This is a genomic window from Sutcliffiella horikoshii, from assembly GCF_020524325.1.
Classification (GTDB): domain Bacteria; phylum Bacillota; class Bacilli; order Bacillales; family Bacillaceae_I; genus Sutcliffiella_A; species Sutcliffiella_A horikoshii_D.
The window spans coordinates 60,692-81,875 of record NZ_JAIVKY010000008.1 but is presented as its reverse complement, the minus strand read 5'-3'; the positions used below and the strand labels follow the sequence as shown (position 1 = coordinate 81,875).

The 21,184-nt window shown below is 40.3% G+C and carries 17 protein-coding genes; all 17 read right to left on the bottom strand.

Going from position 1 to position 21,184, the window contains the following annotated elements; all coding sequences use genetic code 11:
* Positions 1-202: 202 nt before the first annotated feature.
* Positions 203-1,966: a phospho-sugar mutase gene (locus LC091_RS13095; protein ID WP_226682485.1), complete on the bottom strand. Its 1,764-nt coding sequence runs from the start codon at positions 1,964-1,966 to the stop codon at positions 203-205.
* A 178-nt stretch (positions 1,967-2,144) separates the two neighbouring features.
* Positions 2,145-3,851: a glycerol-3-phosphate dehydrogenase/oxidase gene (locus tag LC091_RS13090; RefSeq protein ID WP_226682484.1), complete on the bottom strand. Its 1,707-nt coding sequence runs from the start codon at positions 3,849-3,851 to the stop codon at positions 2,145-2,147.
* Positions 3,852-3,999: 148 nt separating this feature from the next.
* Complete coding sequence (gene glpK / locus LC091_RS13085; protein WP_226682483.1) at positions 4,000-5,490, bottom strand: glycerol kinase GlpK; 1,491 nt, start codon at positions 5,488-5,490, stop codon at positions 4,000-4,002.
* 21 nt (positions 5,491-5,511) lie between these two features.
* Positions 5,512-6,069, bottom strand: a complete 558-nt coding sequence (locus LC091_RS13080) for a glycerol-3-phosphate responsive antiterminator (protein WP_223492574.1) — start codon at positions 6,067-6,069, stop codon at positions 5,512-5,514.
* Between the two features lie 508 nt (positions 6,070-6,577).
* The gene (locus tag LC091_RS13075) at positions 6,578-7,048 is read right to left on the bottom strand and encodes a hypothetical protein (protein ID WP_226682482.1); all 471 of its coding nucleotides are present in this window, start codon (positions 7,046-7,048) and stop codon (positions 6,578-6,580) included.
* 111 nt (positions 7,049-7,159) lie between these two features.
* Complete coding sequence (locus LC091_RS13070; RefSeq protein WP_226682481.1) at positions 7,160-7,525, bottom strand: hypothetical protein; 366 nt, start codon at positions 7,523-7,525, stop codon at positions 7,160-7,162.
* Between the two features lie 591 nt (positions 7,526-8,116).
* The gene (locus tag LC091_RS20535; RefSeq protein ID WP_226682480.1) at positions 8,117-8,842 is read right to left on the bottom strand and encodes a GntR family transcriptional regulator; all 726 of its coding nucleotides are present in this window, start codon (positions 8,840-8,842) and stop codon (positions 8,117-8,119) included.
* Between the two features lie 93 nt (positions 8,843-8,935).
* Complete coding sequence (locus tag LC091_RS13060; protein WP_226682479.1) at positions 8,936-9,745, bottom strand: carbohydrate ABC transporter permease; 810 nt, start codon at positions 9,743-9,745, stop codon at positions 8,936-8,938.
* Positions 9,746-9,760: 15 nt separating this feature from the next.
* Positions 9,761-10,636 carry a carbohydrate ABC transporter permease gene (locus tag LC091_RS13055; RefSeq protein WP_226682478.1) on the bottom strand — a complete coding sequence of 292 codons (876 nt, stop codon included), beginning with the start codon at positions 10,634-10,636 and terminating at the stop codon, positions 9,761-9,763.
* A gap of 60 nt (positions 10,637-10,696) precedes the next feature.
* On the bottom strand, positions 10,697-11,944 hold the full coding sequence (locus LC091_RS13050; protein WP_226682477.1) for an ABC transporter substrate-binding protein: 1,248 nt from the start codon (positions 11,942-11,944) through the stop codon (positions 10,697-10,699).
* 195 nt (positions 11,945-12,139) lie between these two features.
* Complete coding sequence (locus LC091_RS13045; RefSeq protein WP_226682476.1) at positions 12,140-12,313, bottom strand: hypothetical protein; 174 nt, start codon at positions 12,311-12,313, stop codon at positions 12,140-12,142.
* A 305-nt stretch (positions 12,314-12,618) separates the two neighbouring features.
* Positions 12,619-13,521 (bottom strand): AEC family transporter, encoded by a 903-nt coding sequence (locus tag LC091_RS13040; RefSeq protein WP_226682475.1) that lies wholly within the window; start codon positions 13,519-13,521, stop codon positions 12,619-12,621.
* 122 nt (positions 13,522-13,643) lie between these two features.
* Entirely contained in the window at positions 13,644-15,074 is a 1,431-nt protein-coding gene (locus LC091_RS13035) for an aldehyde dehydrogenase family protein (protein WP_226682474.1), read from the bottom strand.
* A gap of 16 nt (positions 15,075-15,090) precedes the next feature.
* A complete protein-coding gene (locus LC091_RS13030) occupies positions 15,091-15,813 on the bottom strand; it encodes a GntR family transcriptional regulator (RefSeq protein ID WP_226682473.1) in 723 nt (240 codons plus the stop codon).
* 43 nt (positions 15,814-15,856) lie between these two features.
* Positions 15,857-17,200, bottom strand: a complete 1,344-nt coding sequence (gene sftI, locus LC091_RS13025) for a sulfoquinovose isomerase (RefSeq protein ID WP_226682740.1) — start codon at positions 17,198-17,200, stop codon at positions 15,857-15,859.
* A 127-nt stretch (positions 17,201-17,327) separates the two neighbouring features.
* Positions 17,328-19,367 (bottom strand): alpha-glucosidase, encoded by a 2,040-nt coding sequence (locus LC091_RS13020; RefSeq protein ID WP_226682472.1) that lies wholly within the window; start codon positions 19,365-19,367, stop codon positions 17,328-17,330.
* Positions 19,368-19,379: 12 nt separating this feature from the next.
* Positions 19,380-21,158 (bottom strand): solute:sodium symporter family transporter, encoded by a 1,779-nt coding sequence (locus LC091_RS13015; protein ID WP_226682471.1) that lies wholly within the window; start codon positions 21,156-21,158, stop codon positions 19,380-19,382.
* Between the last annotated feature and the right edge of the window lie 26 nt (positions 21,159-21,184).

Below are 21,184 nucleotides of genomic sequence, written 5' to 3'. Positions count from 1 at the left end.
TTCACTTCTCAGGTGAAGTTCGTGCCAAAATGAGGTGAGTTGATGCCAAAAGTAGACGAGTTCGTGCCAAAAGCACCTGAGTTCGTGCCAAAAGCACACGAGTTCGTGCCAAATTACCTTATCGACTAAAATCAAGACTCAAAATCTTCCAAAAAAAAATGGAAAGGCGACCTACCTCGCCTTTCCATCTCCGCCACAATAATTAATCTTTACCTACTGAATTCATGCTATTTAAAAACTGATCCACTTTTTCCATCAAGGAAGTAGATATAGTTTCTAGTTTCTCTTTGCTATCTTCCATTGTCTCAGACTGCGTTCCAAAATAGAACTTGATCTTCGGCTCTGTTCCGGAAGGTCTTACACACACCCATGTACCGTCTTCTAGGAAATACTTCAGTACATTAGATTTTGGAAGTTCCATTTTTTCCACAGTTTTTGTTTCCACAACCAATCTCTCTTGTGTAGAATAATCCTCAATCGCTGTAACTGCGTATCCTGCTACATCAGCAGGCGGCGTATTGCGGAACGCTGTCAGAAGGTTAGCAATCTGTTCGGCCCCTTCTTTTCCTTTTAACGTTAAGGACTTCATTCCTTCAAGGTAGTAGCCGTACTCTTCATACAACTCCATTAATCCCTCATACATCGTCTTGCCAAGTCTCTTGTAGAAAGCGCAGATTTCTACTGCCATGATGCATGCTTGAACCGCATCTTTATCACGGGCGAAATCAGCAATCAAGGAACCATAACTCTCTTCGTATCCGAATAAGAAGGTGTATTCCCCGCTCTCTTCATACTGCTTGATTTTCTCACCAATGAATTTAAATCCGGTTAACGTATCGACAGTTGCTACTCCGTAACTGTCTGCGATCACTCGACCAAATTCTGATGTTACAATCGTTTTTAACATCACACCGTTTGAAGGAAGCGTACCTGTCGCTTTCTTTTCAGATAATAAATAGTGTAAGAAAAGGGCACCTGTCTGGTTACCAGTCAACACCACATACTCTCCGTCAGGATTCTTGACTGCTACTCCAAGACGGTCTGCATCCGGATCTGTTGCAATTAAGATATCTGCATCGATTTCCTTGCCATCACGGATTGCCAATTCAAATGCTGCATGCTCTTCTGGGTTTGGAGAGGATACAGTAGAGAAGTTTGGATCTGGCTGTTCTTGTTCAGCCACCACTTTCACATTTTTATATCCAAGTGCTGCAAGCCCTTCGCGTACAGGCAGGTTGGCTGTACCATGTAACGGAGTAAATACCACCTTTACATCCTCACCCATCTCTTCTCCTAGTTCAGGGTGCACGCTGATAGTAGTAAGTTGTTTCAAGTATTCCTTGTCCAATTCTTCGCCAATGATTTTAATCAGACCTTTATTCTTCAGCTCTTCTTCTGAAGCAACCTGTAAATCAAGCTCATTTTCTACTTCATTCACTTTGGAGATGACCTGATCCGCTTCAAACAATGGCAATTGTCCTCCGTCTGGACCATACACTTTGTATCCGTTATATTCCGGTGGATTATGGCTCGCCGTAACGACGATACCGGAGAATGCTCCTAAGTAACGAACGGCAAAAGAAAGCACCGGCGTCGGACGCAGGCTTTCAAATACATAAGTCTGAATGCCGTGGCTTGCCAACGTTTTGGCTGCTTCCATTGCAAACTCCGGAGATTTATGACGGCAATCATAAGCGATTGCCACTCCACCCTTTTTCGCTTCCTCACCAAAGGATTCTATGTATCGTGCCAATCCTTCAGAGGCTTTTCGCACAGTATATATATTCATTCGGTTTGTTCCTGCGCCAATTTCCCCGCGCATTCCACCTGTTCCAAATTCCAATTCTTTGTAAAAGCTTTCTTCTTTCGCCTTGTCATCATTTTTCATTTCTTGAATCAGCTTCACCATTTCTTCATCAAGATTAGTGTGAGATTCCCAAAGATCGAATTTTTCCATCCATTTCATCTGTCTTTTCCTCCTTGCGTTTATCAGGATATAGTAAGACTTCTACTTCCATACTAATGCTTCCTGCAAAAAAAATACGTCGAATTATGACAAATTACGCGTTCGTGAACGTTTTCACTCATTATTATACTAAAAAAGAAAAGGAATTGCCCTACGCAATTCCTTTTTAAAGATAAACCTAACTGATTTTATTAGAAACCTTTTGATCAAAACCCTGCTCTTCGTCCACCGCTCTTACTGCATCATGTAAATGACGCTCTAAAATGATTCGGTTCTGATCTTTTTGCTCCCTGCTCCAAACTAATTCTTTGCCCATTAAATCCAATACTTTTGTTTTCCACTTTTCTACCCAGGCTATGTCGAAAAATAGCGCTCCCGTTCTGCGGATAAAAAAGTCAGCAGGAGTTGCCGTCATTTCTTCTCTAATTGCATACATCACCCTGACATAAACATCTAACGGCAACCCGGTTTTTTCTGCTTGAGCTATCTCCGTTTTGGCAATGGCATAAAGTTTATTCACATTTGAACCATACATAGCGGAAAGCTTTGTTGCTTTTTCTTCTGTAAAACCTAGCTTCATTCCTTCTTTCACTTTCGCTGTCATGTAGGTTGGGAAGTTGTTAGAACCTCCAACATCCCCACCTGAAATTGGCATATTCTTTGTTTTGGATCCTCCATAATTTTTACCAGTTTCTTTTACAAACTGCTTATTAATTAAATCAACCACCATTTCTGCCATTTTACGATAACCTGTCAACTTTCCTCCTGCAATGGTAATCAATCCGGAGTCTGAGATCCACACTTCGTCTTTTCTGGAAATCTCTGATGCAGACTTTCCTTCTTCATGGATTAACGGTCGTAGTCCCGTCCAACTGGATTCAATGTCCGACTCCTTCAACTTTAAGGAAGGAAACATGTAAGCAATAGCTTCTAGTACATACGTTTTATCCTCTTTGGTCATTCGTGGATGCACCATGTCTTCCTTATAAACAGTATCCGTTGTCCCTACATACGTTTTTCCATCACGCGGAATGGCAAAGATCATTCTTTTGTCTTGTGTGTCAAAATAGATAGCCTGTTTTAACGGGAATTTCTTCTGATCGAAAACTAAATGAATTCCTTTTGTAAGTTGCAAATGCTTTCCTTTTTTAGAGCCGTCCATTTCACGCAGCGTATCTACCCACGGGCCTGCAGCATTTACTATTTTTTTAGCACGGATTGTATATGCCTTATTTGATAATTGATCGACCACTTTTGCCCCAACTACTTTACCATCTTCATAAAGAAGCTCTTCCACTTTTGCATAGTTTACTGCCTCTGCACCTCGTTTAACTGCCTCTTTCATGACTTCAATGGTGAGGCGTGCGTCATCAGTGCGGTACTCTACATAAACGCCTCCACCTTTTAAGCCTTTGCTATTTAAAAGCGGCTCCCGTGTTAACGTTTCTTGTGCGTTCAGCATCTTGCGGCGTTCCGATCTTTTAACATTTGCCAGGAAGTCATACACTCTTAAACCTAAGGACGTCGAGAATTTCCCAAATGTTCCTCCTTGTTGAATCGGCAACAACATCCATTCAGGTGTCGTAACATGTGGACCATTTTCATAAACGACCGCACGTTCCTTGCCTACTTCTGCCACCATCTTCACTTCTAATTGTTTTAAGTATCGAAGTCCTCCGTGAACAAGTTTAGTAGAGCGGCTGGATGTACCGGCAGCAAAGTCCTGCATTTCAACAACAGCCGTTTTCAGTCCCCGTGTTGCAGCATCCAGGGCAATTCCACTGCCCGTAATTCCACCACCAATTACTAATACATCTTGTGTCTCTTCTGACATTTTTTCTAAAATAAGTCTTCTGTTAAAGCTCGCAAAGTTTAATTTATTCATTTTATTTGCCTCCATCCTCTTAGTAGGTATATATACAAAAAGAGACCACAGAAAACATAGACAAAGCTTCTGCTCTGAATACGTTCTGTGGTCTCTCCTAATCTCCAACCGAAATATTAACTTGTTTTTAGTATATCATATGCAACGCTTACTTAAAAGCAATAGTTGCATTTACTGCTTTTTTCCAACCACTATACAATTTCTCTTGTTCCTCTTGGTCCATCTCTACATCAAAGGTTGATTCAACCTGCCACTGAGAGGATATCTCCTCTTTATTTTCCCAATAGCCGACAGCCAGACCAGCTAAATAAGCTGCTCCAAGTGCCGTTGTTTCATTGACAGACGGTCGCTCCACTCCGACCCGGAGCATATCACTTTGGAATTGCATCAAGAAGTTATTCTTCACTGCCCCACCATCTACACGCAATGTTTTTAAAGAAATACCTGAATCATGCTCCATTGCCGTCAAAACATCTTTCGTCTGATAGGCCAATGATTCTAACGTGGCACGAATAAAATGTTCTTTAGATGTCCCCCTCGTTAAACCAAATGCCGCACCTCGAACATCGCTGTCCCAATAAGGAGTCCCTAGTCCAACAAATGCCGGAACGACATACACGCCTTCAGTAGAGTCTACTTTTGTGGCATACTCTTCACTTTGACTAGCATCCTTGAACATCCTTAGTCCATCCCGAAGCCACTGAATGGCTGATCCTGCTACAAAAATACTACCTTCCAATGCGTAGGTTACTCTTCCATCAATTCCCCAAGCGATGGTAGTAAGCAGTCCGCTCTCTGATTTGATCGGATTGTCTCCTGTATTCATAAGCATAAAACAACCTGTCCCGTAAGTGTTCTTGGCCATCCCCTCTTCATAGCAAGCCTGTCCGAATAGCGCTGCTTGCTGATCGCCTGCCGCACCGGCAATCGGGATTTCCTGCCCAAAGAAGTGATAGTCTACGGTATGTGCATAAATTTCTGATGATGGTTTTACTTCCGGAAGCATACTTGCTGGCACATCCAAAATAGCTAGTAACTCTTGATCCCATTTCAATTCATGGATGTTATATAAAAGCGTTCTTGACGCATTTGAATAATCTGTCACATGAGCCTTCCCGCCTGAAAGCTTCCAGATTAACCAAGTATCAATCGTACCAAAAAGCAACTCGCCACCTTCTGCTCGCTCTCGTGCACCATCGACATGATCAAGCAGCCACTTTACTTTTGTCCCAGAGAAATAAGCATCAATTAATAGCCCAGTTTTGTCTCGGAAGGTCTGTTCATGACCGGCCTCCTTCAACTCCTCACAAATTTCAGCCGTCTGCCTGGACTGCCAAACAATTGCATTATGTATCGGTTGCCCCGTCTCCTTATCCCACACAACAGTCGTTTCACGTTGATTGGTTATACCAATACCTTCAATCTGATTTGGCTTAACTCCGGACTCTGATAAACACGACGCAATTACAGATAAAATGGAACTCCATATTTCGTTAGCATTATGTTCGACCCAGCCTGACTTGGGAAAATACTGTTGAAATTCTTTTTGCGCTGTATACACCGGTTCCCCATTTTTATTAAATAGAATCGCTCGTGAACTTGTTGTTCCCTGATCTAATGATAAAATATATTTTTCCATTTCTAGCACTCTCCCTAACACTTATTTCGAATAATGCTCCCAAAGATCCTGTTTAGATGTGGTGACTGCTGTCGCTCCTGCTTCAATCGCTCGATCCACATCTTCTACAGAACGGATCAATCCTCCTGCAAAAACAGGAATTCCTGTTTTTTCTTTTACTTCCCTAATCATATGTGGGACAACCCCGGGTAATACTTCAATAAAGTCAGGCTGAACCTTTTCTATTACCTGGTAACTTTTCTCCACTGCATTGGAGTCGAGTAAAAAGAGGCGCTGTATAGCGTAAATGCCCCTTTGTTTGGCTTTTGCAATCACTGCCGCTCTCGTGGAGACGAGCCCTGCCGGCTTTAACGTTTGACATAAGAATTCTGCCGCATGTTCATCATTTTTTATGCCTTGTATAAGGTCCACGTGGACGAACAGTTTTTTCTTCTCTTTATTTGCTGCTTTTATATAATTTGGTATTTGTGAGAGTTGACTGTCTAATATCACACCATATTCGTAATTGCTTTGTAAAAACCTTTCGAGTGTTTTGCCGTTTTTTACAGCCGGTAGTATGGTTTGGTTTTGGAATGTCATATTATTAACCTCAATTCATATGGTAATCGAGTTTAGGTATAACGCTTACATTTTTCATACCTACATTTTAATACGTTTTGTATTAAGGTTACAACCTTTTTGTGTATTAAAATATTTGAGAGGTTGTATAAACACCGCTGTTGATTTCCGCACTGGGCTTCGCTTTCCTAGGGGCGGTGCTTGAGCCTCCTCACTCCGTTGCGGGGTCTCAACCTACCGCTACCTCCCTCAGGAGAAGGAAAGCTCCGGCAGCGATACATCGCACGAAGAAAATGCGTAGCATTTTCGAGGAGTCTCCGCCCCGTGCTCCTATCACCAGCTAGTAAATAAAAAGATCTTAATGTTTATATTAACGAGTTTACTTGTGGGGTGCAAACAGCAAATTACAATAGAAATCACGCCATTTTTAACATAAAAAAGGCTCAAAGAGATTATCTCTCCTAAGCCTTTTTTACTTTGTTTTATTACACAACAATCGCCCTAGATAATTGATGAAGTCGTGCTTTGATTACTCTATAGATTGAACCATTTTAATCAATTTTTCTTTCGATATTTCTTTGACTCCTTTATAATCAATTGCATATTCGACTCCATCTTTTCTCCAGCTAATCATATGAACGTTATCATCAATAACATTGTAATATGCAGTTGTACCGTCATTAAGTGTTATTTGTTCATCCCAATTTGATACATTATTCCAGCCAATTTCACTTGTAGCCCACACTGAAATTGACTCTTCTTGATTTTCATATACAGTTTTCACTCTATTAAAACCACTAATTTTAGAATATTGTTTTTCTACATCTATTGGAACGTACGTTGCAGACTCAACCTTAAACGGAACTAACAAACCAGCAGCATTAACGGGTAATTTAATAAAAGGGATGGTTATTGCTCCAATAATAAAAACCACTATCAATAATGTGAAAATTCGTCTTTTCTTATCAGTTTCTTTTAATTTCTCTTCAACTTTGTCCATTCATTCACCCACATTTCTATACTAAAATCTTGTTCCATAATACTGCCCAATTCTTAAATAAGGAGCGATCCACTATGCTGCAATCGCCCTATTAAACGGAAGTAGCACTTTCTAATTACTGGTAAATCCTTTCCCAAGAACTGTTTTTTTATCTAAACCAACATAAACTACAAGATTTCCAGTAGTAACTGTCGCAGTGTTATTAAAAGTAACAGCATACACTTGGTCTTTATCATAATTAATATCTATTGATTCTTGTATATCATCATTAACAGGAACTTGTTTCACATTTGAATCCTTTGGGCTTACTGGTATTAAATCACTTTCTTGATCAGTCAAACTATTGAAAGCTACCATCTCAATTGGCATCTGGTCCTCGGTCTTGGATGCAGAATAGAAAGAAATTATTCCTATAATCATAAACATTAAAAGCACCCCTAAAATCCCTAAAATGAAAAGATTAATTATTTTCCTCATAATTCTCCCCCAAAAAGAATAATAACCCTTACTAAACAATCCTGCCCGTTTGTTGAATTGTTAAAATTATCAATCATACCTATATTTTAACATATTTATAATTGACCTGCGTTTAACACCAAAAAATCCTTATTTACCTTCAAATTTACACACCATCCAATAATTATTTTATCTTTAGAAATGGTATGTAATTTGATTGTAGTTTTGAAGTAAAAACTCATTTGATAGTTGGTATAACAATAAAAAACGCACTGTGAATTTCTATGTAAAATACAGTACGTTTTGCATGGATATTTACTTGTTTGCACCTCTGAAGGAAACCCGTTATGTTTATGTCTTACAGTCAACTCTGGGAAGGCTTTCTATACAAATATTTCAGTGAGTGGAATTCCTTTGTTGATTGCAGTGGAAGGCGCGCAGACGCCCGTGGGAGGAAGGAACAGGGAAGACCCCACAGGGCGAATGCCCGAGGAGACTTCCGGACCGCCCTTCGGATAAGCGAAGCGACTGGAACAGAAATTAACCGTTTTACATACTTATCAAATAGAAAAACTGCCACAGGCAAGTTTGCGCACTGTGGCAGTTTTAGAGTTATCTTGTTAGCTCTACTTGGTATTGATATTGATCGGAGCGGTATTTTGTTTTGGCGAATTCAATTGGCTTGTCATTGATGCCATAGCTTAAACGAGTCATTTCCAGTAAGGCTTGTCCACCGCTTATGCCGAGAAGGTCCGCGTCATGAAGCGTGGCATTGACTGCTGATATTTTTTCGTTTGCTTTTTTCAGCATTACGCCATTCTCTTCTAATATCTGATAAAACTTAGCATTGTTGAGATCATGTTTTAATAAAATTTCACCGATTTCTTCCGGCCAACATGTACGTTCAAGCGCAATCGGTAAATCGTTCACAAAGCGAATCCGGTCTATGACCAATATTTTATCTTCATCATTTAAGTTGAGTTTAGCTTTTTCAATAAAAAGGTCATCCCTGAATTCGGTTCTTAATAACTTGGAATGAGGCATCAAGCCTTTTTCCATCACTTCTTCTGCAAAGCCTGTGAGACGGCCAAGGGATCCCACTAACTTCTGATACTTGACTGTCGTTCCTTTTCCTTGCTTTTTCTCCAAAAGTCCATCATGAACCATCGATGTAATCGCTTGTCTTATAGTTGTTCTGCTTACATCGAATTCCTTCATCAGTTCCTGTTCTGTGGGAATCAAGTCACCCGGTCCCCACACTTTATCCACAATCCTTTTTACCAAAATATCCTTGATTTGGTGATAAAGTGGTATAGGACTGCTATGATTTATTTTCACTGTTGCCGACACTCCTTTTACCTATCTACTTCTATTCTAATATGTTTCACCTGTAAAAGATAGTATCGTCACTACCATTTATTGCAAAACAACTTATCCCTTAACAGAACCCGCGGTCATTCCGGCAACAAAGTAACGTTGAAGGAAAAGGTACGCGAGAACCATTGGAGCAGAAGCGATAATAACTCCTGTAAATAACATCGGATAGTTCGTCATATATTCACCCTGGAATTCTAATAGAGCTAGCGGAAGAGTTTTGTATTCCGCTTTTGTGATAAATAAAAGTGGGTAGAGAAGATCATTCCAATGCATCACAAAGAGAAAAATAGCCGTTGCCGACAAAGATGGCAAAGATAGTGGCAATGCAATGCGATAGTACATCTGCCAGTTGTTCCCTCCGTCAATAGTACATGCTTCAAACAAAGATTTAGGCAAGGACCTCATGAATCCGGAAAGAATGAAAACTGCTACAGGCAGGGTAACGGAAAGATTGACTATCATTAAACCTACTAATGAATTGGTTAAACCTAAACTGTAGACTAATTGATACAAAGGTATCATGTTTACTTGTGCCGGCACCATCATTCCAATGGTAAAGAACACGAATATCCCGCCACCAATCCACCCCCCGAGCCTTGTGATGCCGAATGCGACAAGACTTGCAAAGAATAAAGTAAATACAACAGACACAAGTGTCACAAGGACGCTGTTTACAAAATAGGTGCCCATCGCCTGCTCTTGGAAGATTCCTAAGTAGTTACTGAAGTTGAAGCTCGACGGCAGACTTAATATATTCTCATAAATTTCAGATGTTGTTTTAAATGTTGCTAGTACGATGGATACCACTGGCACTAGAATAAGAGTTGCATAGATGATCAATAACAATTTTTTAGTCCATTTCATCGTCGTTCCCCCCTTCTAATTTTCTACTCTGTTTGCCCGTAGTACACGGAACTGCAGGAATGTAATAAGTGCAATGACCAGCATAAAGATAACGGACTCCGCTGATGCATATCCAAACTTAAAGCTTCTGAAAGCTGTTGTGTAAATGTGGGTTGCCAAAATCTCTGTGGCATAGTTCGGGCCACCCCTTGTCATGGCATATATCAGGTCAAATGCTTTAAAAGATTGGATGGTCGTATAAGCAACTACGATGGTTGCAGCCGGAGCAATCAGCGGCCATGTTACCTTGCTGAAAGTTTGCCAGCGGCTGGCACCTTCAATTTTTGCCACTTCGTACAGATCCTCAGGTATTGCTTGCAGACCAGCAACAAATATAATGAGCATCTGCCCTGTATGGAACCAGACCTGTACAAAGGCGATGGAATAAATGGCAATGTTTTGATCACCGAGCCAATTGTTTGCAAGCATTTCAAGTCCTACACTATTAAAGAGATTATTGATGATTCCTAAGTTAGGATCGTACATATAGGACCAGATAAAAGCTACCGAAACAGAGGAAAGAATGGTCGGAAAGAAATACAGAGCTCTTAGGAAAATATTTGTTTTTGTATTTTTAACTAGTAAAATCGCGAACACCAATGAAAACAATGTTTGAAAAACAACTACAAACAGCATGAATTTCAAGTTGTTTGTCATTGCCTTAATAAAAATAGAATCATTGGTAACTAGATTGTTATAATTCTCAAGTCCCACAAAGTTAAAATCAGTAGTAAGTCCATCCCAATCGGTGAACGAGTAAAACACGGCACTAATCGTTGGGAGGATAAAGAATATGCTATAGAAAATAAGACCGGGTACAAAAAATAAGTAAAGCCACTTACTCTGTTTCATCGTATCCTCCTTTCATATTAAAGGAAGAGGAGAACATCAGCCTCCTCCCCTTAGATCCTATTAATTCAAATTTTGATCCACAATTTGTTGCGCTTTTTTCGCAGCTTCTTTCGGGTCGGTACCGCTTAATACATCTTGGATAGAGCCAACAACTGCTTTTTCTACATCCGCATTTGGAATTAGATAACGTGGTTGGAACCTTGTGTTTTTATCCATCCAATGTACTGTATCTTTTAGAACTTCAGACTCATAGTTTACATCGTTCACTGTCAGATGCTGTCCAGTCTTATTCGCATACATAGATGCATTCTCCGGTTTACTCAAGAATTCAATGAATGCTTTCGCTTGCTCCTGTTTTTCAGATTTACTGTTTACTGCCAACATGAATGTGGTAGTGTGGATACCTTCATATTTTGCTTCAGATTCAGAAACAGTGATTGGTGCCAACAGATTCAATTTCACGTCTTCTTTATGACTCTTAATATTTGCCATTGCATAAGAGCCTGTAGCAAGCATCGCAGCCTTCTCTTGTCCTACCAAAGCAATTGCTCCATCATGCTTCGTCCCTAAAGCATTGTCTTGGAAATATTCCTTGTCATTTAATTCTTTGAACTGAGCTAAAGTTTTTACCCACCACTCGTCCGTCAATTTAACTTCTCCGTTTACGAGTTTTGTAAATACTTCTTCATCTGTCGCATTGTTCATCATCATAGCGTTCATGAACTGACCAGGCCCAATATCAGCACCAGGGAATGCTATAGGTGTGTACCCATTTTCTTTAAGGGTTTCACATAGAGCCAAGAAACCTTCCCAATCAGTCGGTGGTTCTAATCCTAACTCTTCAAAGATTCCAGCATTATAGATAGGTTGGTTGAACACAAGCTGATATGGTAATGCATATTGTTTTCCTTCGCTTTGTCCCACATCTAAGAGACTTTCATTAAAATTAGAGACAAACTCTTCTCCGGATAAGTCCTCGAAGAATCCAGCTTTTTGGATGATTTCAAATTGAGATCCAGGCATGGAAACAAAAACATCACCTGTTGTACCATCACGAAGTAAAGTTTGTGCAGTGGATTGGTATTGTTCTGACGGGTATGCCGTCATATCGACTTTTATTTCTGGATTTTCCTCTTCAAACTTAGCTATCAGCTCATTGAACACCTCAACATCTTCCCCACGCCAGTGAATAAAACTGATGGTTGTCTTTCCATCCTTTTCACCAGATGATCCTTCGGAAGAACACCCTGCTAAAGCAAGAGACGCCATTAATGCCAAAACGATCGTAAGCAATGTAAACTTTTTCATAACATTTCCCCCTTTCATTATAACGTTACTACCTTAACCTACTTACGTTACTACCTTTAAGAGCAAAGCAACCCCTCTAACCCAAGCGAAAGTTATTTGGTAGCGTTTTCATAACTCCTATTTAAAATAATACTTTCTTTTTTCAGTAAATTCAATAAATATTTATCAAAATTCACATAATTTATTTTTCATATTTTATAAGACTTGTTGATTTGAAGTGATCTCTAGCTGTTGATTGGAGTGGAAGGCGCGCAGACGCCTGCGGGAGGAAGGGGAAAGGACAGGAGAGGACCTCTCTATTCCATTTCCCTCGTCATTCATGTCTTCATAAAGCTGATGAGGACTTCTCTCCTTCTTTTTCCTTGTCACCTAGGTCTTCATACCTACCATGAGGACTTCTCTTCTCCTTTTTTCTCGTCACTCAGGTCTTCATACCTGCCTTGAAGACTTCTCTTCTCCTTTTTTCTCGTCACTCAGGTCTTCATACCTGCCTTGAAGACTTCTCTTCTCCTTTTTCCTCGTCATTCAGGTCCTCATAACGGTGATGAGGACTTCTTTCCTTCTTTTTCCTCGCCACTCAGGTTTTCATCACGACGATGAAGACTATTCCACAATTCGATTATTTTAAAATTTCGTAACCAATAAAAAGCCAGCTCCCCTAAAAGGAACTGACCCTATAAAACAATCCAAAACATAATAGGTAAACTAACAATAGTCAACAACGTACTAATCAACGTACTGCTTGAAACAAAATCCGGCTCCGTATTAAATTCCAATGCATACATCGTCGTATTTGCTGCTGTCGGCATCGCAGCCATAATAATCATCAACTGCTTGACCATCGGATCTACAGGAAGCAACAAAGTTAAGCCAAAAGCAATTAAAGGAGAAAGAAATAATTTAATCCCAATAGCATAAGCTAATTTTTCCTTCGGTGCATTTCGAATAGATATCTTAGCCAACTGCATCCCCAAAATGACCATAATCACAGGAACAGTAGCATTTGCTACAAGATTAACTGCTTCCATGATAGAAGAGGAAACAGGAATGGAAAGAAACTGAAAGGACAAACCAACAATTGCTCCGTAAAGGATAGGCATTTTCACCACTGCTCTTAAAGCGGTTTTTACGCCAGCATTTTCCGGACTTCCTTTCGCAGCATAATACACCCCCACTGTACCCATCAGCAATGATTGAACGACCATCAACACAATAGCATACTCGAACCCTGCCGCTCCAAAGAGCAATAATGCAACAGGAGTACCGTAATTTCCATTGTTCATGAAACTAGCCGCTAGAATCATCCCGCAAGTTTCCGCCCTTGAGAATTTCTTAATCCAAGATAACAAATACACTAAAGCAATCAATGCAAAACAAAGAAGAAACGTATATAAAATAATATATAAATGATTACTACTAAATGCGTTAGTATAAAAAGTACGAAATACCAGTACAGGTGAAAGCAAGTACAAGGCCATCTTTGATAGGGTCTTGGTATCAAATCCCAATGTTTTCTGTCCGATGAACCCTATGGCAAATATCATAAATACAGGTAGTAGTACTTGTAAAAAAGCCAAACCTTTTCGCCTCAATCCTCTAAAAAAATGGAAAAGCCCCGGCTCCACCAAACCGAGCCAGGCCATCCTATTACTTTACCATACTAGTGTTGATTGGAAATCAACAGCGGCGTTAACCAAATTTATAAATTAAACACAACGATTCTTTCTTCTGTCATTTCCTCAATCGCATATCTAGGGCCTTCTTTCCCGGTACCGCTTCTCTTCACGCCACCATATGGCATACTATCCACTCTATATGCAGAAGCATCATTCACAATCAAGCCACCCACTTCAATTTCTTTGGCAGCCTTCATTGCAAACCCTAAATCCTTCGTAAACAACCCAGCCTGTAATCCATAATCAGAATCATTCACTTTCGCAATGACCTCATCTTTTTCTTTATAAGGTGCAACAGAAACGACTGGACCAAACAATTCCTGACGGCAAACTTTCATATCATCATGCACATCCGTAAGAATAGTAGGATAATAGAAAGCTCCATCACGTTTAGCGCCTGTTACAACCGTTGCTCCTTGTTCCACCGCTTCATTGACCCAAGCCTCCACACGCTCTGCTTCACTTAATCGGATCATCGGGCCGATATCAGTTGTTTCTTCCAATGGATTACCCACAACAAATTTTTCTGTCTTCTCTTTAAGCTGTTGGACAAATGTTTCATATACATCCTCGTGTACATACACACGTTGTACAGAGATACATACTTGACCTGCATTATTGAAACTCTTCTGAGCTACCATGGAAGAAGCAAGTTCTAAGTCTGCATCTGAGTGAACCACTGTTGCGGAATTGTTTCCAAGTTCCAATGCTACTTTTCGAAGACCAGCTTTTTGACGGATAAGTTCCCCAACTCGAGGACTTCCCGTAAAGGTGAACATATTAACATCTTCATTTTCTAGCAACCAGTCCCCAATGCTTGGACCGTCTCCAGTTATAACGTGTAAACGCCCTTTAGGTAAACCAGCTTCTGTAAGTACTTCAGCTAACATATACGCGCATACAGGTGTTACTTCTGCAGGTTTTAACACTACACTGTTTCCTGCTGCTAATGCTGGACCGATTTTATGGCAAACAAGATTAAGTGGCACGTTGAATGGTGTAATCGCTGCAATCACTCCCACTGGCACTTTCAATGTGAATGCCATGCGGTTTTCAGATCCTGGTGCAGCTTCCACCGGTACACCTTCCCCATGAATTCTTTTTGCTTCTTCTGCAGAAATTTCAAGCGTTTGAGCTGCACGCTCTACTTCTCCTCTTGACTCTCTGATTGGCTTTCCAACCTCTGTTGCCAATACTTTAGCAAACTCCTCTTTTTTGGCTAATAACAGCTGTGCCGCTTTAAGTAATACTTGGTAGCGTTGGTACGGCGTAAAATCTTCTTTTAAAGAATCTTTTGCCACTTGTACTGCTTCTTTCACGTGAGCTTGTTCCGCAACGGCAACATGGTATGCCGCTTCTTGTGTGTACTTGCTTGTTACTGCCATGGTTTCTTTCGTTTCTACTGTTTGTCCATTGATATATAGTCCGTGTGTAGAGATAGTTGTTGTTGTCATTGTTACAGCCCCTTTATCATCTTGTTAATTCCACATTGTAGTGGTATTGATCACTTCGAAATTTTGTTCTAGTATACTCGATTGGTTTATCGTCAATTCCATAACTTAATCTTGTCATCTCAATTAACGCTTCCCCTGCCCTGATCCCGAGCAAATCCGCTTCATGCATCGTAGCATTCATGGCAGAGATTTTTTCATTGGCTTTTCTTAAGGCGATACCGTTTTGCTCGAGAATTTGATAAAAGTTTGCTTGATTGAGCTCTTCTTTCATCAGCTTCTCGCCGATTGATTTAGGCCAGCAGCTTCTTTCATAGGCAATGGGCAAGTTATCTGCAAACCGAATTCGTTCAATCACTAAGATGGATACATCATCCGTTTGGAGCATTGCTTTTTCGTGATATAAGTCGGTGGAGAATTCAGCTCTTATTAGTTGGGAATACGGTGTTAATCCACGCTCTAACACTTCTTCTGCAAATCCTTTTAATCTTCCTAAACTCCCCACAAGCTGTTGTGATTTAACAATTGTACCCCGTCCTTGCTGCCTCTCCAACAATCCATCTTGAACCATCATGCTTATTGCCTGTCTGATGGTTGTTCTACTAACCTCAAACTCTTTCATCAACTCTTGTTCGGTTGGTATTAATTTATTGGGCAGCCATATCTTCTCCTGAATTCGCTGGATAAGTGTTTCCTTTATTTGAAGATAGAGCGCTATTTGTTTGTTGCTTTGTTGGTGCATATAAAAAACCCCTTTGTTGTCCCCTTAGACAAGCAGACTCTTATTAAGAGCCATAAATCTCTGTTTTAATTCCTAGCATTCTACCAAGTTCAACTAGTTCTTCCACTACGTCATCGTATACTAAGGCAAAATGCGGCTCAAACCCTTCATTCATAACCTCATAAAGAGTTTCTGTCACATCTTTTTGCAAGGCAACTTCAACAGAAGTACCTTGGAAGTGCTGCGGAGAGTCAAGCGCTTCTCCTTTCATGATCAGTAAGCGATACCCTTCTGGTGTATGACTCACTCGGAAGATGGTGACACCACCAGCCTTTAGTCCAAAGTCCATTGTGAATCCAAGTTTTCTGTTAGGATGAACACCTGCTGTTGCACCCGTCTCTTCTCTTGCTAAGGAATACGCTCCTGCACCACAATGCCAGAACACAACAGAATTGTTTTCTTCATTTACATGAACAAGATCGCCAAGATACGGTGCTTTTCCACCACTCAATTGTTGTAATACAAACATGGATACAGAGCCGTGGATATCTGACTCACAGGATGAAACGACGCCGTCTTCTGTAAATTGAGATAGGGTGGAACAAGCTGCAGCCCCTAAGTCGTTGAAGAAGTCTGGCCAGCATCTAACCGCAATAGCCTGTATGTCGTGTGCTTCAATATGCTTTTTGACATAAGTCGAGAATTGCGCGAATTTCGTCACTGTTTCATCGGATCGATTTAAGCCGATTACTTGCTGTTCTGCCCTTTCAATCGCAGGCAGCCATTCCTCTTTTGGAAGCTCTACACATTCTTTGAATGCTTTTTGCAAATCCATTTTATATAAGTTCACGCCGAGTGCTTCTTTTAGTTCTTGTTCGTTTGTATCTGAGAAAAAGAATCCTGGAGGGTGCTCTCCCACTACCCCAATGGTCAACTCATTTAATTGCGCAAGGACTCTACTTACTTTTAATTGTTTTGTTAATTTATCCTGAAGTTTTTGTTCATCTGGATTTCCGAAAACAAAAGCAAATGTGTGGTTATGGTTTCGTAAAACATTACTTGTGCTGTTACCTCCCGTTAAGGAGTTTAAACGTAACCGTCCCCCAACACTTGGTTCTCTAACAGACCATACAATAACAGGCTCTGTTCTATGCTTTAAGATCTCCACCATGAACTCGCCATCAGCAAATGTGACACTTTGATAAAGGATTGTATCAATTTTTTCATGTTTTGCTTCTTTCAAGAAATCTTCTAATTCTTCTACAGATGTTAAGATACCATTTGGCTCGATTACCTTTGCACAGGTTGCATGTAACCATTCAGAGCTCTGAAGACGATAGGCTTCCCCTGCTTCTAAATCAAATGTTTTTCTTCCGATAGGTACATATAAAATATTGTTATTTAGCATCATTAGTTCCCCTTTATGAATAGGCTTACATTGAGTATAACATAGGTTACTACCTTTTTGTAAATATCATAACCTTTGTTTTTAACAGAAAGGGACTGTTCTATTGAATAATCAGTCCCTATTTCTATTATTTTATTTCTTTTAATTTACCAAATAGATCTGCCCACTCTGAGTTTTTACGGTAGAAAACAGGTGGATCACCAATTGGGGCTTCCACAGTAATGTTCCCTCCTGCATACTCTTTTCCACTCCAAACATGGACCCATTCATCTTCAGGCAGGTATACATCCCACGTTGTAGCGCCTTCATTATAAACAGGTGCTACAAGGAGGTCTTTTCCATATAAATATTGATATTGAATGTCATAAGTTGCTTCATCATTTTCATAATGCATGAACAGAGGTCTTTGCACTGGTGTACCTTTTTCTGCATTTTGTTTCACTAGGCTTTTTGTATATGGAGCCAACGTTGTATAAACGGTAGTCATTTTTGCCAACTGTTCAAGAGACCTGTCTGTATCGTCAAATTGGAAACAGTCGTACGGTCTATTACCTTCATGAGAACGCATAACCGGTGTGAAAGCGCCAAGTTCTGTCCAACGCAACAACAACTCTTCATTTCTCTTGTTGCCAAACAAGCTGGTGTATCCGCCGATATCACTGTGATGCAATCCGTTACCAAGCATCCCTGCTGAAAGTGCTGCAGGAATGACCGATGCTAAACCATCGTCCAAGGTAAAATCAACACTCTGGTCCCCGCCCCATAGCAATGTATTGTATTTTTGTATACCTGTATAACCTGCTCTCATGAAGTAGACGACTTCTCCTAATTTACCTGCTTCTTCAACTGCTTCATAATTGACTTTCGCCCACATGGTCGGCCATGCATTATGCATTTTCATTGGATCTTCTCCACTGTGCAACTTCACATCTGTAGGAAGATACTCACCGAAGTCTGCCATCCATCCGTCTAATCCAAAGCCAATCAGATTATCTTGAATGACCGTTTTATACCATTCAGTCGCTTGCGGGTTTGTAAAGTCAACTACTCCGCAATAGAACTCTCCAAAGTCTACTAAATAGACTTCATTCACGTTATTCAATGCTAAATATCCTCTTTCCTTGGCTGTCGCAAATAAATTCCCTTCCTCTGCCACATATGGATTGATATACCCGAGGAAACGTATTCCTTTTTCTTTCCATTCGTGGATCTTTGTATCCAAGTTTGGATACACATCAGGATTCCACTGCCAATTCCACATTAGACGCTTTCCAAAGGAAGTCATACGGATACCTTGCCAATCCTGACACCAGACACCGCCTACTTTAACTCCTTTAGCAAGGGCCTTCTCTAGTTTTTCCTCGACTACATCCGTACCACCCTGAATTCCTAGCCATATTCCGTTATAGGTCCATTCAGGTAATTCCGGCTGACGTCCAAAGCGATCCGTGATTTTCTCAAGCAATCCTAAAAAGTCATTTGCCCCTTCTAGCACCACTTCTTTTGGCATCTCCCAAATTTGAAGCTCATGAAAAGAGTCATTTCTAAAATCAAAATCCGCATAAGCTGTCGTTTCTACATGGCAATAATATTTTCTACTTGATACAAAGGTAGGTTGAGGATAATTTGTATGATAATAATCTCCGCCAGCCATTCCAGTAACATCTGATTGCCACGTTACATAGGTGCTCTTATTTCTCCCAACTCCGGGTTCTGAGGTCCATAGAGGGAAGTTCTTCCCTCTCATATTGAAGTGAGTGAGTTGTTCTCCACAACCGTATACTTTCTCCTCTTTATTTGCCTGAAGGCGAAGCCAAAAACGATTGATATTCTCCGTCGCTTTTACAAAAACAAGCTTTACTTCATTTTCTTTTTGCACCAACTGAACGGTTACAACAGACGGACCATTCGGGTAACTTGCAAAATCTATTTCAATAAACTCGCTTTCGTTTCTTACTTGGATAAACGGAAGGGCAAGGCGCTCCGTTACATAATCTTTAATATCAAAATTACCGCGAAACATCTTAACATTTTCTTGTCCTTTTCCCACAAAAAGGAAGGGAGTGTCAGGTGAGTGATGAAGAATTTCCTCCCCTTTCCACGTAACAGTAAAATTATTATTCTCCGTCACTACTTGCATCATTTCATTTTCAGTGAAAACTGCCATGGGATATCCCCCTTACGCTGATTTTTTTTCATTGATAAGCTCTTCTTGTTTCTTATCAAGATAGTTTTCATATTTCTTATACCAAACTTTCATGGACAAATAACTCATTACAATTGACACCAAGAGCACACCGCCCATTAAAGGCCAGAAATACGGTGAAATAATTGCTGACTCATACGCTAAACCGACAGGAGAGAAGACAACATATGTCATCACTACAAGTGTTAATAGAATTACTGTGGTTAATAAAGAGTACTTCCATGGAGCAAGCTCCACTTGTGCATTCTTTTTATAAACATAAGGTGTTTTCAATGGTTTAACGTTACCTATTAGCAACATGATTCCAACTTCCACAAAGAATAGAATCGCATAAATATGAATAAAGTTTAGATCGATTGTGAATCCAAAAAGATGATTGGTTCCCCATACAAGCATGTAATACGTGATTACGTGGAAGATAACCACCACTTTTGCAGCTAATGCAGGAACACGTTTGGAAAGCAGCCCTACCATTACAATCGTAATAATCGGGATGTTAAAGAAACCTGTAAATCGACGAATCAGATCCCATAGTCCTGTAGACGCTTCCATTAATAGCGGCGATACACAGAACGATACAAGGGCAATTAACACACCAAAGATTTTACTGATCTTAATTAGCTGTGCATCTGTAGCATTTGGATTCATAGTCGGTTTATAAATATCAAGTGCAAACATCGTTGCAGCTGAATTTAATAAAGAGTTAAATGAACTGAATACAGCACCAAGTAAAACTGCTAAGAAAAAGCCTGACATATAAGTTGGTAACAAGTCAGCAACAAGTGCTGGATATGCCAAATCTACAGATTCGAAATTTCCTCCATATAGATGAAACGCAATGACTCCAGGTATCATCATGAATAAAGGAATGGCTAATTTAAAAAATCCGGAGTAAAGAACCCCTTTTTGTCCTTCTGATAAACTTTTTGCTCCTAACGTACGTTGAATAACGTATTGGTTCGTTCCCCAATAAAAGAGGTTAGCAAAAATCATACCTGTAAAGATGGTTCCAAACGGTACAGAATCATCACTTCCGCCAATGGCATTTAACTTTTCAGGATGTGTAAGGGCTATGGTCTTCATTCCTTCTACCATACTGCCATTACCTAGTGCGATAAACCCCAGAACGGGAATCAACAAACCAATAACTAGCAATCCAATTCCATTGATCGTATCAGAAACCGCAACTGCTTTTAATCCTCCGAAAATCGCATAGATCGCTCCAATAATCCCAACTACCCAGATAATCAACCAAACAGACTGACCATAAGAAATCCCTAAAAGTTCCGGCACATCAAAAAGCTTCAAGATGGCTAAAGCCCCGGAATAAAGGGTAGATGGAATCGTTACAAGGATATACCCTAACATGAACAAGATAACTGTATATCGACGTACTCCTTCATCATAACGGGTGCTTAAAAACTCAGGTAGCGTTGTAAAAGCCCCTCCCAGATATTTAGGAAGCAAATACAAAGCCATGATCGTGATAGCAAATGCTGCTGTCACTTCCCAGGCCATGTTGGTCATGTTCTTCCCGTAAGAAGCCCCATTAAGACCAACCAATTGTTCAGCCGAGAGATTTGTTAGCAACAAGGAACCTGCGATAAACATCCCAGTCAATCCCCGACCTGCCAGGAAGTAACCTGTTGAATCGTTTACTTCTCCTCTTGTCTTCAGATAAGAAAACCAAGCCACAAGGCCCATAAAAAACATACATGATAATAATGTAAAAAGGACATTAGACATCCCCATATCTGTCACCCCTTCAATCCCAAACT

Coding starts and splice junctions, on each gene's coding strand:
- LC091_RS13095 (WP_226682485.1), bottom strand. CDS start 1,966: ATGAAATGGATGGAAAAATTCGATCTTTGGGAATCTCACACTAATCTT.
- LC091_RS13090 (WP_226682484.1), bottom strand. CDS start 3,851: ATGAATAAATTAAACTTTGCGAGCTTTAACAGAAGACTTATTTTAGAA.
- glpK (WP_226682483.1), bottom strand. CDS start 5,490: ATGGAAAAATATATTTTATCATTAGATCAGGGAACAACAAGTTCACGA.
- LC091_RS13080 (WP_223492574.1), bottom strand. CDS start 6,069: ATGACATTCCAAAACCAAACCATACTACCGGCTGTAAAAAACGGCAAA.
- LC091_RS13075 (WP_226682482.1), bottom strand. CDS start 7,048: ATGGACAAAGTTGAAGAGAAATTAAAAGAAACTGATAAGAAAAGACGA.
- LC091_RS13070 (WP_226682481.1), bottom strand. CDS start 7,525: ATGAGGAAAATAATTAATCTTTTCATTTTAGGGATTTTAGGGGTGCTT.
- LC091_RS13060 (WP_226682479.1), bottom strand. CDS start 9,745: ATGAAATGGACTAAAAAATTGTTATTGATCATCTATGCAACTCTTATT.
- LC091_RS13055 (WP_226682478.1), bottom strand. CDS start 10,636: ATGAAACAGAGTAAGTGGCTTTACTTATTTTTTGTACCCGGTCTTATT.
- LC091_RS13050 (WP_226682477.1), bottom strand. CDS start 11,944: ATGAAAAAGTTTACATTGCTTACGATCGTTTTGGCATTAATGGCGTCT.
- LC091_RS13035 (WP_226682474.1), bottom strand. CDS start 15,074: ATGACAACAACAACTATCTCTACACACGGACTATATATCAATGGACAA.
- LC091_RS13030 (WP_226682473.1), bottom strand. CDS start 15,813: ATGCACCAACAAAGCAACAAACAAATAGCGCTCTATCTTCAAATAAAG.
- sftI (WP_226682740.1), bottom strand. CDS start 17,200: ATGCTAAATAACAATATTTTATATGTACCTATCGGAAGAAAAACATTT.
- LC091_RS13020 (WP_226682472.1), bottom strand. CDS start 19,367: ATGGCAGTTTTCACTGAAAATGAAATGATGCAAGTAGTGACGGAGAAT.
- LC091_RS13015 (WP_226682471.1), bottom strand. CDS start 21,158: ATGGGGATGTCTAATGTCCTTTTTACATTATTATCATGTATGTTTTTT.